This window comes from Chitinophaga filiformis (genome assembly GCF_023100805.1).
Classification (GTDB): domain Bacteria; phylum Bacteroidota; class Bacteroidia; order Chitinophagales; family Chitinophagaceae; genus Chitinophaga; species Chitinophaga filiformis_B.
The window spans coordinates 7,561,399-7,575,682 of the sequence record NZ_CP095855.1; the positions used below are offsets into that span (position 1 = coordinate 7,561,399).

The following is a 14,284-nucleotide window of genomic DNA, read 5'->3' on the forward strand; positions in this document are numbered from 1 at the left end:
AACAACGGAACACACCATGCCAATCACCATCAGAAACATTGCCACCACAGATAATGCCGCATTAGCCAGGATTATACGGGATACATTCGACGAATTTGATATTCCCAAGGTGGGAACGGTCTATTCCGATCCCGAGACAGACCGGCTGTACGACCTGTTCCAGGTACCTGGCAGCGCTTATTTTGTAGCCGAAGAAGACGGCGTAATACTGGGCGGTTGTGGATTGTTTCCCACAGCAGGCCTTCCCGAAGGCTGCGCGGAACTGGTAAAATACTATCTCTCCGGCAACGCCAGGGGTAAAGGTCTTGGAAGAACACTGATGGAACATACCTGTGCGGCAGCCAAACAACAGGGATACACACAGCTTTACCTCGAGTCCTTCCCTGATTTTGCCAAAGCCGTTACCATCTACGAAAAAGCTGGTTTCCGACACCTGGACAAAGCGTTGGGAAATTCCGGGCACTTCGCCTGTACCATCTGGATGCTGAAAGATCTGTAATATGAAAGCCGCAGCAACCCCGCGGTTTTCTTTTTCCTCCCCGTTTTCGGTTATTTCCACATTCAGGAAAAAGATGAACCTTGCATACCGTATTCATTGGTTTGCCCCTTCCGGACAACAACACCGGTAAAAGACATCACGGAAGCCATATCCTGATTAGAACAAACACTATGCTCGATTTCCATGTTATGTATGCCCCCGGGGTTATATATACGGCCCCGGGGTTGGTTATCGCCGGCATTACATACGCGCCATCCGGGGATTATCACCCGTGTTACAACACAACGTCCCGGGGTTATCACCGGCGTTACAACGCAACATCCCGGGGTTATCACCCCGGGCTACAAACACGCGGCTCCCTGACGGAGCCGATCACCACGTATGATGCCGTTATATATCTATACCGCTGGCTCGCCTCCCTCTCAACACGCATATTTTCGTAATTTTACCCTATGCATGCGGCTCATATACTGAACATCGATATCAATCCTGCATTGAGGGATTCTTTTTCTGTGGAGGAGATCAGCGGACAATTGTTCGAAGACGATACACTGCGACGCATTTCCTTCAATGAACTGATCCTGGTGAAGGAAGGATATGGTATCATTTCCATTGATGGCGCCAGCTATCATATTACGCCGCATAGTCTTTTCATTATTTCGAAAGGACAGATCTATGCCCTGGAAGGCAATAACCACCTGGAAGGATATGTACTGCAGTTCGGGGATTGCTTCTGGGAAAAAGCCCCGGCCAGTGCCAGTAACTGTAAGGCGGTGCTCTTCAATGATCCTTCCGGTCACCAGCAGATGCAGTTACATCAGCAGGATGAAGAAACGATTGTCAGCCTGCTGAAGACCATGCTAACTGAATTCAATACGCCTGACTACATAAACAAAGCCGATGCCCTTGCAGCCTACCTGAAGATCCTCATGATAAAAGTGGCCAACATCAACAGCCTGCTGCACACTGGGCACAGCAGCAATGAAAACAAGCTATACCGGGAGTACCTGGAGCTGGTTAGCCGCGAGTATCGCAACACCCACGAAGTGAACGATTATGCGGAGAAACTGGGCATTTCCTACCGGCAGCTGGCGGACCTCTGCAAACGTTGTGGCGGCAGAAGAGCCAAAGACATCATCAATGGTCAGCTGGTGGCTGAAGCGAAAAGAATGCTGCAATTCTCTTCCAAACCCGTAAAAGAGATCTCCTACCTGCTGAATTTTGCCACCCCTTACCAGTTTAGTAACTTCTTCAAGAAAGAAACACAGCTCTCCCCAAATGAGTACCGCTCACAGTTTGTGAAAATTGGTATCTGATCCGCAGTTTTTAGCATTTTCCGGAGCTCTCCCTCCCGGTAATTTTGTGGCATAAATTGAAAATTATGCCAGTAGCAAGATTAACAAGACTAGCCGGAATAGACATACCAGACAGCCAGGTGGCAAAACAGGCTACCGAATTACTGTTGGAATATGGTACAGAATTTCTCTACAACCATTCTCTTCGTGTATTCCTCTTTTCCTCACTCAATGCTAAAAGAAGTAACATCAAACATGACACTGAGTTGTTGTATGTCAGTTCGGTCTTCCACGACCTGGGCCTGACGCCTCATTACAGTAGTCCTGATAAACGATTCGAAGTAGACGGGGCCAATGCGGCAAGAGACTTCCTGAAAAGTCACGGATATCCTGAACAGTCGCTGCAACGCGTGTGGGATACCATTGCCCTGCATACCACTATAGGCATTGCCGAATATAAGGAGCCGGAAGTAGCGCTGATGTATGCAGGTGTGGGCCTGGATGTGATGGGGGAAGGATATGAGCACCTGCATGAAGAGCACCGGAACGAGATCATTAAGGCATTTCCAAGAACGGATTTCAAAAAGAAGATCATCCCTGCTTTCTTTGATGGGTTTAAACATAAGACAGATACCACCTTCGGAAATATCAAGGCAGATGTCTGCGCTTTTATGATCCCCAATTTCCAGCGGAAGAATTTCTGTGACTGTATCCTGCATTCGCCATGGAATGAGTAAGGCATCACCACGTCAACCAGGTGTCATTTGCCTTCTTTCTTTTCCTTTTCCAGGAAATCTTCCAGTGCGTCGAGCTTCTGCATCCAGAACGACCTGAACTGATCTGTCCAGTCAGACACTTCCTGCAGTTTCTGCAGATTGGCTTTGCAATAGCGCTCCCGACCCTGCTGGGTGATCATCAGTAGTCCGCACTCTGTCAGTATACGGATATGTTTGGATACCGCCGGCCTGCTGATGTCAAAATTGTCGGCTATCGCATTCAGGTTCAGTGTCTGGTGTGCCAGCAGATTGATAATCTCCCGCCTGGTAGGGTCAGCTATTGCCTGGAAAACATCCCTTCTCATCGTTGATAAACGTATTTTAAGCAACCGTTCGGTTACAAAATTAAGGAAAGCCGGCCTGCTTTCAATGGCCTCCATTTTGTTTTGATAAAAAGAAACAGACGCTATGGATACACATGAGCTAAAGGTTGAATATGGCGGCCAGCAATATCTCATCCAGGCAGGCATAGAGAAGATCGGTCATGAGTACAAGATCTCAGCAACAGTCAATGGTACTGAGATCATTTTCTATGCTGATGACAAACAGCGCCTGATACCAGATTATGTAGAAGAAGCGAAACACCTGAACCGGGAACTGCTGGACAAAATTGCCCTGACCATTGAAGAAGAATGCCTGCAAAGAGATGAATAAGTGTTTGTGTACCATCATTCAGATATTGTGTCAGGTTGTACTCATCATTTGTACAGCGTACCTGCTTTTCTCTTCTTTTTGAATGATCAACACTCCTGCATATCGGCAATTCCATGCCAGAGCGCTACAGACTCGGTTGGCGCGGCAATTGTAAAAAAACACCGAATTGTATGATATGAAAAAGCAACGCTTTCTCTTACTTGCTATACTGCTGTGCACAGCCTTGTCTGCCTTCGCACAATACCCTGACAGCAGCATCTCGAAAGATCTCTGGTATAAGAACACCATCATCTACAACCTGGAAATAGGCACTTTCAAAGACAGCGATGGTAATGGTACCGGCGATATCGAGGGACTGATACAGCAACTGGATTACCTGACGGCCCTTGGTATCAATACGGTATGGCTGGCCCCATTCCAGCCATCTCCCCGGAAAGATGATGGTTATGATGTATCAGATTACTATGGTATCGATACCACTTACGGCACCGGTGGCCATTTTGCGGAGCTCATGTACCAGGCCCGGAAAAGAGGGATCCGGATCATGATGGATATTGTGCTGAATCACACCTCAGACCAGCATCCCTGGTTTAAGGCAGCAGCGGCCAATCCTACATCGAAATACCACGACTATTATTCCTGGTCCAAAAAGCGGCCGGCAATCTGGAACAAGGGCATGGCCTTCCCGGGTGTGCAGACAGAGACCTGGACTTACAACAAGGAAGCAGACGCTTATTATTATCACCGGTTCTATGACTTCCAGCCCGATCTTAATTTCATGAACCCCATGGTGAAGTCTGAAAGTAAGCGCATACTAGGTTACTGGCTCAACCAGGGCGTTTCGGGCTTCCGGCTGGATGCAGTTCCTTTCATCATTGAAAAACCGGGCTCTGATCCGGACAAACCGGAACATGACCTCAACATCATTCCGGAAATCAGGCGTTTTGTGCAATGGCGGAACGGGGAGGCACTCATCCTGGGAGAAGCCAATGTGATACCGGAAGAGAACAACGACTATTTCGGTAAGGACGGCAGCGGTATGCATACAATGTTTAACTTTTATGCCAACCAGTACCTCTTCTACGCCCTTGCTACGGGCGATATCGCGCCCCTTAAAAAAGCCCTGCAGGATACCCGGGATATTCCCCCTACTTCCCAGTGGATGTTCTTCCTGCGCAATCATGACGAAATAGACCTGGGCAGGCTTACCGACAAACAGCGGGAAAAAGTATACCAGCAGTTCGGCCCTGAAAAGAACATGCAGTTGTACGACCGTGGTATCAGGCGCAGGCTGGCGCCCATGCTGGGCGGCAACAGGGCAAGACTGGAAATGGCCTACAGCCTCCTGTTCTCACTTCCCGGCACTCCTGTGATACGTTATGGCGATGAAATAGGTATGGGCGACAACCTGAACCTGAAAGAACGTCTCGCCGTCAGAACGCCCATGCAATGGACCAACGGAAAGAATGCCGGCTTCTCCACGGCCGGTCACACATTCCGGCCGGTGATAGATACCGGCGCCTTTGCTTATCAGCAAGTGAATGTTGCCGTACAGCAGCGGGACCCGGCCTCCCTGCTGAACTGGACCATTAACATCATCCGCCTGCGTAAAGAATGCCCGGAAATAGGCCTGGGCAAATGGCAGATCCTGGAAACAAATACACCCGGTGTGCTGGTCATGCGCTATGACCTGCACGACAAAACCCTGATCACGATCCATAACTTCAGCAATACCGCACAAAAAGTAAAGTTCTCCGCACCCGATGCCAGGTACTATAACCTGACGGGCCATGATGTAATACAGACCAGTCAGGGCACCTTTACAGCCGACATTCCTGAATATGGCTATAGCTGGTACAGGATGGAAAATTTTCGTTAACTTCAGAGAAACCACATTTTGTTACCCTTGCTGAAGTTTATTCTTAACAATGAAGACGTTGGTACCAGCCTCCCACCTGGTATGCCGCTGCTGGATTTCATACGTTACCATCAGCACCTGACCGGTACAAAAACCGGTTGCAATGAAGGCGACTGCGGCGCCTGTACCATCCTGGCCGGTGAACTGCAGCACGGATCACTGGTATACCGCTCTTATACCTCCTGCCTGATGCCGCTGGGCAATGCACATGGCAAACATATCGTTACCATTGAAGGCGTCAATATGCTGCCGGCGCTCAATTGCATACAGCAGGCCATGGTGGACAATGCCGCCACCCAATGCGGGTTCTGCACCCCGGGATTCGTGATGTCCCTCGCAGGCTTCTGCCTTGGCAGGCAGGCACCTACACCTGAAAATGCTATTACCGCTATCGACGGAAATATCTGCCGTTGCACCGGGTATAAATCCATAGAAAAAGCTGCTGCTGCCGTGGCTGCAGTACTTGCAGGGCGAAATCAGCAGGAACCGGCCCAATTTGCCGCTGAACAGCAAATCCTGCCCGAATACTTCTCCGGCATAAAAGAGCGGCTAAAACGCCTTCTTTTGTCCTTAAACGGGGAATTAAGCCCTCCTTCGGGAACAGTACCCCGTTTCGTAGGCGGCGGAACGGATCTTTACGTTCAGCAACCGGAAGAGATACAGGAACACCCCCTCCGCTTCCTCTTCGGCCAGGAAACGCTGAAGGGCATCACCCGGGAAGACAACCGCTGCGTGATCGGTGCATCCTGTACGGTGAACGACCTGCTGGCTTCTCCCGTCATGCGGACCTGTTTTCCTGCGCTGGAAACTTATGTCGGCCTGATCTCTTCTACCCCCATCCGCAATATGGGCACCATCGCGGGAAATTTTATCAACGCCTCTCCCATCGGCGATCTGACCATCTTTTTCCTGGCCCTGGATACTACCATCGAACTGAGTGACGGCGTCAGCATCCGAACATTACCACTGCGGGAATTGTATAAAGGCTACAAGCAACTGGATAAACGACCGGAGGAATATATGACACGCTGCTGGTTTGACCTGCCCGATGCCAGCACCGGGTTTCATTTTGAAAAGGTGAGCAAACGTACCCATCTCGATATTGCCAGCGTGAACACGGCTATCTGCATCAGTATGAAAGAAAACCTGATCGGTACGGTCAGGATCTCGGCAGGCGGCGTAGGACCTGTGCCCACATTACTTACAGATACCGCCGCATTCCTCACAGGAAAGGCGCCCGGCGGGGCGCTGATAAAGGTGGCCTGTGCTATTGCACAATCGGAGATCACACCTATCAGCGACGCCAGGGGTACGGCAGTATATAAACGGCTGCTGCTGGAGCAGCTCATTAAAGCGCATTTCATCACCCTGTTCCCTTCCCTGCAGGTGGAACTGCTATTATAACGTGGTATGAAAAATATTGATTCCAACACCCATGTCAGCGGTACTTCTGTGTACCTGGACGATGTGCCGTTACTCGCCGGCACCTTGTTCGGAGCGGCGTTTGGCTCCCCCGTAGCACATGGCGCCATCAGGGAACTGATACTGGAAGAGGCCCTGCAGATGCCGGGCGTAGTACGCATATTCACCGCTGCAGACATCCCCGGACACAACGAGATAGGCGGCATCATCAAAGACGAGCCCCTGCTGGCAGATCATCATGTCCATTTCTGTGGCATGCCCATTGCCTTCGTGGTAGCACATACCCGCGAGGCGGCCAGGGCTGCCGTAAAGCATATCAGGGTAAAGATCGACCCACTGCCCCTTATTACCGATCCCCGGGAAGCACAGGCCAAAGGCGAGCTGATTATCCCTCCCCGTACTTTCACACAGGGCGATATAGACAATGCATGGCGCCAGTGTACACACATCTTTGAAGGCAGTGCGGACATTAACGGCCAGGAACACCTGTACATTGAGACACAAGGCGCTTATGCTATTCCGCAGGAAAATAACAGCCTGCGTATCTACTCCTCCACCCAGGGACCCACTGCCGTACAGCGGGCGGTGACTTCCGTGCTCGGACAGCCCATGCATCGCTTTGAGGTAGTCGTTACCCGCCTGGGCGGCGGCTTTGGCGGTAAGGAAGACCAGGCCAACACCTGGGCTGCCCTCTGTGCACTGGCCGCCTGGCTGCTGAAAAGACCTGTTAAATATGCCCTTCACAGAATGGAGGATATGGCCATGACAGGCAAACGGCACCCCTATGCGGCAGATTTTAAAATAGGACTGGACGATGATCTGCAGATCATTGCCTACGAAGTATCCTTCTTCCAGAATGCCGGCGCTTCTGCTGATCTTTCTCCCGCCGTACTGGCCAGGACATTGTTCCACTGTACCAATGCATATTTTGTTCCGCATGTAAAGGCTACTGCCTGGAGCTGCCGCACCAACCTGCCGCCGAATACCGCTTTCAGAGGTTTTGGCGGCCCACAGGGCATGTTCGTCATAGAGGCCGCGATCGCAAAAGCAGCACAGGCACTGCAGGTAGACGCTGCCGTCATCCAGAAAAAGAACCTCATTCAGACAGGACAGGAATTCCCCTACGGGCAGATCGCGAAAAGCGAAGCACTGGCCTCCTGGGAAAAAGCCGAAACACTGTACAAGCCGGACGAGCTCCGTAAGGCCATCAACAGTTTCAATGCTGCCAATAAACTGTTTAAAAAAGGACTGGCCTGCATGCCCGTATGTTTCGGCATTTCTTTTACCAATACCATGATGAACAATGCCCGCTCACTGGTGCATGTTTATTCCGATGGCAGTGTCGGCATCAGCACAGGAGCTGTGGAAATGGGCCAGGGCGTCAATACTAAAATATTGCAGGTAGCTGCGCAGACATTTGCTATCGCTCCTGAAAGAATAAAACTCAATCATACCAGCACCTATACCATCGCAAACACCTCTCCTTCCGCGGCCAGCGCTACGGCAGACCTGAACGGGAAAGCCACCCTGATGGCCTGTACCGCCATCCTGGAACGCCTGAAATGCGTGGCGGCAGCCGGCCTGCAGGCATCGCCGGAAGATATCTCGATCGTACATGAACAGGTACTGGTAAAAGGCACTCCTTCTTCCTGGAACTGGCAGCAGCTGGTTACCGCTGCCTTCCGGCAAAGAGTGAACCTTTCAGAACATGCCCATTATACGACCCCTGAAATTTGCTTTGATGAGACAAAAGAGAAAGGCCATCCTTTCGCTTATCACGTATATGGCACTGCTATACTGGAAGTAACGGTCGACTGCCTCAGGGGTACTTACACCATCGACACGGTAAAGGTCGTACACGATTTTGGTCACAGTATGAATACAGACATTGACCGCGGACAAATAGAAGGCGGCATTGTACAGGGTATAGGATGGATGACGATGGAAGAAGTGATCTACGACAGGGAGGGCAGGTTACGTTCCAATGCCTTATCCACCTACAAGGTACCGGATATCTATTCCGTACCTGAAACGATCGCAATAGACGCATTACAAACCAATGACGACAACCTCGCGGTATTCCGTTCAAAAGCAGTGGGAGAACCGCCCCTGATGTACGGTATAGGCGCCTGGTTTGCACTCAGCAATGCAATACGGGCATTTCACCCGAACGCTGATATCCCTTTCAGTACACCTATGACACCGGAAAAAGTGTTGATGGCGCTATATTCAAAAACCATTCAGGAAACTAATCAGCAACATGAAGAAACAGTTAGCCACCTGGGAATTGATCTGTAAAAGCCTGCGGCAGAATATACCGGTTATGCTGCTCTATGTACTGGACAGCCATGGCAGCAGTCCGGGCAGACAGGGATTTTTTATGGCAGTAAACCATGCAGGGGATATTGAAGGCTCCATCGGAGGCGGTATCATGGAACACAAGTTCGTGGAAATGGCGAAGGAACAGTTAGGCCATTTCGCCACTTCGTATTCCATTCATCAGCAGTTCCACGACAAGGAATCGGCCAGGCATCAGAGTGGAATGATCTGCTCCGGCGATCAGTCTATCCTCATGTATAAACTGCTGCCCGAAAGCATCACACCCGTCAATAAGATCATTGCCTGCCTGTCGCAAAACCAGCAGGGCATCCTGGAATTATCGCCACTGGGCCTGCGCTTCACCGCCGAGATACATGGTGAGCCGGACTTCCATTACAACATGCAGTCAGAACTGGATTGGGTGTACCGGGAGAAGATAGGCTACCGGGATTTCCTGTATATCATTGGCGGCGGGCATTGCGCGCTGGCGCTGTCAGATATGATGGAGCGCCTGGACTTTTATGTACACGTCTTTGAAGACCGGCCGCAGGTACATACACTGCTGCAAAACAGTTCAGCGCACGAAAAGACGGTTGTGCGGGATTACAGCCAGTTGAAAGTAATGATCCCCGGCGGCGACAATCACTACGTAGTGATCATGACCGTTGGATACAGAACAGATGATATTGCGCTGAGAGCACTGCTGCATAAATCGTTCAGGTATTGTGGTGTATTGGGCAGCGCCGCAAAAATTGAAAAGATGTTTGACACCTATAGGGCGGAGGGCATTAGTGAAACACTATTGAACAGGATACATGCACCGGTGGGAATAAACATCAGCAGTCAGACGCCGGCAGAAATTGCGGTGAGCATTGCCGCAGAGCTGATCAAAGTACGGCATGAAGTGCCGGTCCTGCACTAGCTGGCCATGCTGCGACCCTGCTATTCCCGTGTCACAGTGGCCACAATCAGGCCATAAGGCTCGTCTGTGGCAATGAAGATCTCATTCTGGTTCTGTATATCAAACTGTTCCAGGTTGAATGGAATATGGTGTTTATTGGGCATTTCCAGATGGATCTCCCTGACGCCCTCATAAACCTCCAGCACTGCCTGCCCCATCGCGTATAAAGTTTGTTGCACAGAAAGGCTTTTGTGGCCGGCAAATGTCTGCAACAATAATTCACGTATGCCATTGAACTGTGCTGTATAGTCAGCGGGCAGTTTATCGTAGGTCCATTGTATTTCACACTTTGTGGCCAGGATGCGGTCCGCCGTTTCTTTCAATGTAGTATACTTATCCCTGATATATTTTTCAAAACCGGAATCGGTGGTTTTCAGGATCAGCAGGTCTGTAATACCGGACTGCACACCGACATCGGAAGCGCTCTTTATCACCCGGCATGTGCGTTTCTCCCCGCCACCACTGATGTATGCATGCGGATGCTCCACTCCATCAAATACCATCCGGTGATACAGGTGCTCTGTTATGTCGATAGTCGCTTCATCTACCTGCGCCTGGCTCGTTACAAAGTAATTCGCCAGGTATAAAGCAAAGTCTTCTATAGAGTGCTTAAAATGATCTTTCGCCAGGGCATACACGGTGTTTTTCTGTGTGTCTGTCGGCAGGATCTTACTGTTATCACCTATAGTATGCGCCTCATCAAAATCGCCCTTCAGCGATACATTCACTGTTACCTGTCGGAATTCGTGGTAGGCAGGGTGGCGGATGATCTTCGACAATTGCACTGCATTCTTACCGTAGCTGTTCTCTCCTAGTTTGATTTTCATAATGGGGCATTTTATTTGATGATAACATACCCTAATATAAAGAATTAATTGCCTACTTTTACTTAGAACCCCCATATATGTATGACCTCATTATAAAAGGAAATAATATACTCACACCTGATGGTTTACAACAGGCTGCAGTACTGGTCAGAGACGGCAGAATACACGCTATTCAGACCGGCTTGCCTGATGATGCCTCCAGCATCGTTGACATAGGCGATAAGGTCCTGATGCCGGGCATTATCGACCCGCATGTACATATTAACGAGCCGGGCAGAACAGACTGGGAAGGCTTTGACACAGCTACACGCGCCGCCATAGCAGGTGGTATTACTACATTAGTGGATATGCCACTGAATTCTTCCCCTGTTACTACTACCGCACAGGCATTGGAGCAGAAGCTCAGCGCCGCCGCACCACAGTTGCATGCTGACTGTGGTTTCTGGGGAGGTATTGTTCCGGGTAATGAAAACGAGATTGAAGCACTGATCAACAAAGGCGTGCTGGGCTTTAAAGCCTTCCTGACGCATTCAGGAATCGACGAATTTCCCAACGTTACAGCAGCAGACCTGGACAAGGCTATGCCCATCATTGCGAAGTATAAGCTGCCGCTGTTGGTGCATTGTGAATTGATGGCGGAAGACCGGCATCCGCCTATCCAGGAAAATAAGCGTTCTCACCGGCAATACATTGCCTCCCGGCCAGCCGCCTGGGAACAGGCTGCCATAAACCTGATGATCCGCTACTGCGAAAAATACCACTGCCGTGTACATATCGTGCATCTTTCTGCAGCGGATGCCATTCCGGAGATCGTGGCAGCGAAGGAAAAAGGATTGCCATTAACTGTTGAAACTGCCCAGCATTATTTGTATTTTAATGGGGAGGAAGTACCGGATGGTAATACCAGTTTCAAGTGCGCCCCTCCCATCAGGGACAGGGAAAATAACCAGCAGTTATGGGAAGCACTGAAAGCAGGAATGATAGATTTTGTGGCCACAGACCACTCTCCTTCCCCACCTGAGCTGAAGGAACTGGAGACAGGCGATTTTACCAGGGCCTGGGGCGGCATCTCTTCGCTGCAGCTCGCACTGCCGGCATTATGGACGGCAGGCAGGAGCCACGATGCAACATTAGCACAGATAGCGCAATGGCTTTGCGAAAAACCGGCCATACTGGCCGGCCTGCAAGACAAAAAGGGTAAAATAGCGGCAGGGTATGATGCAGACTTTGTAGTATGGGACCCCGACCGCTTATTTAAGGTCAATGCGGAAGAATTATACCATAAACATAAATTGACACCATACCTGAACGAAATGCTTTATGGTGTGGTAGAACAGACTTATATACGCGGCGTGAAGGTATTTGACCAGGGAGCATTTACAGCCCCTCACGAGGGAAAAACGATATTAAGAAAGTAATGAGTAGATCCGGATCCCTGCAGATAATAACGATGGCCCAATGCGGCGGTGACGAAGCGTAATTGCTGTACCAGGATTTCCGCAGGTGATACATCCCGGGTTACACAAAACATAATTCCGCATCCGGATTTCCACGGATCAGCAACAGTGCAGACAGGCCCCTTGATGACAATGAGTTCTTAATTCCCAAATGTCTGATATGGATTATTTAGAAAGAGCAAACGCAGTATTGTCCAGGATCCAGGAACTGGCATGCATCAGTGAAGATGCACATTGCGTGACCCGTACATTCGGTTCTTCCGCTTTCCTCAGCGGTTGCGGTAAAGTACTGTCATGGATGCAGGAAGCCGGTTTGCAGGCCAGGATAGACAATATCGGGAATGTCAGGGGCCGGTGGCCCAGTAAGGAGCCCAATGCCCATACCCTGGTCATTGCTTCGCATATAGACACGGTGAAAAATGCCGGTAAGTTTGACGGTCCGCTGGGAGTAACCATGGCCCTCGACCTTATCTCACACCTCCAACGGGAAGAGATCAGCCTTCCTTTCAACATAGAACTGATCGCCTTCAGCGATGAAGAAGGCGTACGCTTTCACACCACCTATCTTGGCAGCGCAACCGTTACCGGTCATTTTGATACCAGGTTGCTGGATAAGACCGACAGCGCCGGTATCACGCTCAGAGATGCCATCACGGCCATCGGCGGGAATATAGACGCACTGGCGGCAGATGCTATCCCTGCAGAAGAATGGCTGGGCTATTATGAGATCCATATTGAACAGGGACCAGTGTTATACGACCAAAACCTCCCCGTTGCCGTCGTGCAGGGCATAGCGGGGCAACAGCGCATCCGCGTCAGGTTTCACGGCAGCTCAGGGCATGCCGGTACGGTACCTATGGAAATGAGGAAAGACGCACTATGCGCCGCAGCTGAATTCGTCCTGGCAGTGGAACGCATTGGCCTGCAATACGCCGATAACCTGGTTGCTACCGTGGGCCTCCTGGAGGTTGCCAATGCAGCCAGCAATGTGATACCCGGTGAGGTGACCTGCTCGCTCGACATCAGAAGTACAGACAAAGTACTGCTTAAAAAAGTACGCCGCTCACTAAAGGATGTTGCTTCGCAGATATGTGCGGAAAGACAGCTGACTGCCGACTGGGATATTGTACAAAAAATAAAGCCGGTGGAATGCGATACAGCCCTCAATCATTTGCTGGCGCAATCCATCACGGCAGCAGGTTATAATGTGAAAGAGCTGGTTAGCGGCGCGGGGCATGACGCTGTTGTGGTAGCAGCCGTAGCGCCGGTATGTATGCTGTTTGTAAGATGTTACAAAGGCATCAGCCATCATCCTGAAGAACATGTGGATGCAGCAGATATCGCTGTTGCCATACAGGTATCAGACCACTTCATTCATCGCCTTACAGCAGTTTACAAAACGCAGTAACATGGAAATATCAGCACTGACGAGATCTGTAGTAAAAAGAAATCATGCCCTTATCTGCCCCGATGGATATGTAAACAGTGTAGTGCCTGGATGGACACATTGCAAAGTGAATGTCATCATCAATGAACAGATGGGCGCAAGATTGGGACAAACACTGATCACCGCAGAGAAAGAGGCTGTCATTGCAGGCGATACAGCCACCGCACAGATCTTCTTCTATATCATCAATGGGCAATGTACCGCCAGGGCCGATGCACAAACCAAAGTGCTGAGCGGCGGACAGTTCTGCTATGTGCCCCCCGGCCATCCCTACCGGCTGGAACATTTCACGGAAGGTACACAAATCGTCACCTTTCACAAGATATATGAGAAACTGGCAGGACATGATCATCCGCCTGTGATATTCGGAGACGCAGCTTCTGTACCGGGACCGGCTTTTCTCGGAGACCCCGCACTGCGGCTACAGGTATTGCTGCCGGAAAACCTGTCATTTGACATGGCGGTGAACATCTTCACCTATGATCCCGGCGGGCACCTGCCCTTCGTAGAAACGCATATCATGGAACACGGGCTGTTATACCTGCAGGGACAGGGCGTATACATGCTGGATCATGAATGGTACCCTGTTAAAAAAGGAGACGCCATCTGGATGGCGCCCTACTGCCAGCAATGGTTTACCGCAATGGGAAAAGAACCTGCCGTTTACATCTATTACAAAAACGTAAACAGGTTTCCCACTACTATATAA

Annotated in this window: 13 protein-coding genes; 11 read left to right on the forward strand and 2 right to left on the reverse strand. The window is 50.3% G+C overall.

Annotated elements, in window-relative coordinates; all coding sequences use genetic code 11:
* Positions 1-16 precede the first annotated feature (16 nt).
* From MYF79_RS29500 to MYF79_RS29510, 3 genes are all read left to right on the forward strand, one after another.
* Positions 17-499: a GNAT family N-acetyltransferase gene (locus MYF79_RS29500; protein ID WP_247811440.1), complete on the forward strand. Its 483-nt coding sequence runs from the start codon at positions 17-19 to the stop codon at positions 497-499.
* A gap of 452 nt (positions 500-951) precedes the next feature.
* Complete coding sequence (locus MYF79_RS29505) at positions 952-1,815, forward strand: AraC family transcriptional regulator (protein WP_247811441.1); 864 nt, start codon at positions 952-954, stop codon at positions 1,813-1,815.
* Positions 1,816-1,880: 65 nt separating this feature from the next.
* The gene (locus MYF79_RS29510; RefSeq protein WP_247811442.1) at positions 1,881-2,531 is read left to right on the forward strand and encodes an HD domain-containing protein; all 651 of its coding nucleotides are present in this window, start codon (positions 1,881-1,883) and stop codon (positions 2,529-2,531) included.
* 23 nt (positions 2,532-2,554) lie between these two features.
* Here MYF79_RS29510 and MYF79_RS29515 read toward each other — a convergent pair whose 3' ends face one another.
* Positions 2,555-2,875: an ArsR/SmtB family transcription factor gene (locus MYF79_RS29515; protein ID WP_247811443.1), complete on the reverse strand. Its 321-nt coding sequence runs from the start codon at positions 2,873-2,875 to the stop codon at positions 2,555-2,557.
* A 103-nt stretch (positions 2,876-2,978) separates the two neighbouring features.
* On the opposite strand from MYF79_RS29515, the gene MYF79_RS29520 reads away from it, so the two are divergent.
* From MYF79_RS29520 to MYF79_RS29540, 5 genes are all read left to right on the forward strand, one after another.
* Entirely contained in the window at positions 2,979-3,224 is a 246-nt protein-coding gene (locus MYF79_RS29520; RefSeq protein WP_247811444.1) for a hypothetical protein, read from the forward strand.
* A gap of 175 nt (positions 3,225-3,399) precedes the next feature.
* Entirely contained in the window at positions 3,400-5,103 is a 1,704-nt protein-coding gene (locus MYF79_RS29525) for an alpha-amylase family protein (RefSeq protein ID WP_247811445.1), read from the forward strand.
* Between the two features lie 27 nt (positions 5,104-5,130).
* On the forward strand, positions 5,131-6,546 hold the full coding sequence (locus tag MYF79_RS29530) for an FAD binding domain-containing protein (protein WP_247811446.1): 1,416 nt from the start codon (positions 5,131-5,133) through the stop codon (positions 6,544-6,546).
* Between the two features lie 6 nt (positions 6,547-6,552).
* The gene (locus tag MYF79_RS29535; protein WP_247811447.1) at positions 6,553-8,862 is read left to right on the forward strand and encodes a xanthine dehydrogenase molybdopterin binding subunit; all 2,310 of its coding nucleotides are present in this window, start codon (positions 6,553-6,555) and stop codon (positions 8,860-8,862) included.
* Complete coding sequence (locus tag MYF79_RS29540) at positions 8,825-9,805, forward strand: XdhC family protein (RefSeq protein ID WP_247811448.1); 981 nt, start codon at positions 8,825-8,827, stop codon at positions 9,803-9,805. Before MYF79_RS29535 ends, MYF79_RS29540 begins: the two co-directional genes overlap by 38 nt.
* A 20-nt stretch (positions 9,806-9,825) precedes the next feature.
* Here MYF79_RS29540 and pucL read toward each other — a convergent pair whose 3' ends face one another.
* Entirely contained in the window at positions 9,826-10,671 is an 846-nt protein-coding gene (gene pucL / locus MYF79_RS29545) for a factor-independent urate hydroxylase (protein ID WP_247811449.1), read from the reverse strand.
* Positions 10,672-10,748: 77 nt separating this feature from the next.
* Between pucL and allB the strand changes: the two genes are divergently transcribed.
* The 3 genes from allB (at position 10,749) to allE (ending at position 14,284) form a co-directional block, all read left to right on the forward strand.
* Positions 10,749-12,089, forward strand: coding sequence for an allantoinase AllB (gene allB, locus MYF79_RS29550; RefSeq protein WP_247811450.1), 1,341 nt, complete (start codon positions 10,749-10,751; stop codon positions 12,087-12,089).
* Between the two features lie 199 nt (positions 12,090-12,288).
* The gene (locus MYF79_RS29555) at positions 12,289-13,536 is read left to right on the forward strand and encodes an allantoate amidohydrolase (RefSeq protein WP_247811451.1); all 1,248 of its coding nucleotides are present in this window, start codon (positions 12,289-12,291) and stop codon (positions 13,534-13,536) included.
* 1 nt (position 13,537) lies between these two features.
* On the forward strand, positions 13,538-14,284 hold the full coding sequence (gene allE, locus MYF79_RS29560; protein ID WP_247811452.1) for a (S)-ureidoglycine aminohydrolase: 747 nt from the start codon (positions 13,538-13,540) through the stop codon (positions 14,282-14,284).

Coding starts and splice junctions, on each gene's coding strand:
- MYF79_RS29505 (WP_247811441.1), top strand. CDS start 952: ATGCATGCGGCTCATATACTGAACATCGATATCAATCCTGCATTGAGG.
- MYF79_RS29535 (WP_247811447.1), top strand. CDS start 6,553: ATGAAAAATATTGATTCCAACACCCATGTCAGCGGTACTTCTGTGTAC.
- MYF79_RS29540 (WP_247811448.1), top strand. CDS start 8,825: ATGAAGAAACAGTTAGCCACCTGGGAATTGATCTGTAAAAGCCTGCGG.
- MYF79_RS29520 (WP_247811444.1), top strand. CDS start 2,979: ATGGATACACATGAGCTAAAGGTTGAATATGGCGGCCAGCAATATCTC.
- MYF79_RS29555 (WP_247811451.1), top strand. CDS start 12,289: ATGGATTATTTAGAAAGAGCAAACGCAGTATTGTCCAGGATCCAGGAA.
- MYF79_RS29510 (WP_247811442.1), top strand. CDS start 1,881: ATGCCAGTAGCAAGATTAACAAGACTAGCCGGAATAGACATACCAGAC.
- allE (WP_247811452.1), top strand. CDS start 13,538: ATGGAAATATCAGCACTGACGAGATCTGTAGTAAAAAGAAATCATGCC.
- MYF79_RS29525 (WP_247811445.1), top strand. CDS start 3,400: ATGAAAAAGCAACGCTTTCTCTTACTTGCTATACTGCTGTGCACAGCC.
- pucL (WP_247811449.1), bottom strand. CDS start 10,671: ATGAAAATCAAACTAGGAGAGAACAGCTACGGTAAGAATGCAGTGCAA.
- MYF79_RS29515 (WP_247811443.1), bottom strand. CDS start 2,875: ATGAGAAGGGATGTTTTCCAGGCAATAGCTGACCCTACCAGGCGGGAG.
- MYF79_RS29500 (WP_247811440.1), top strand. CDS start 17: ATGCCAATCACCATCAGAAACATTGCCACCACAGATAATGCCGCATTA.
- allB (WP_247811450.1), top strand. CDS start 10,749: ATGTATGACCTCATTATAAAAGGAAATAATATACTCACACCTGATGGT.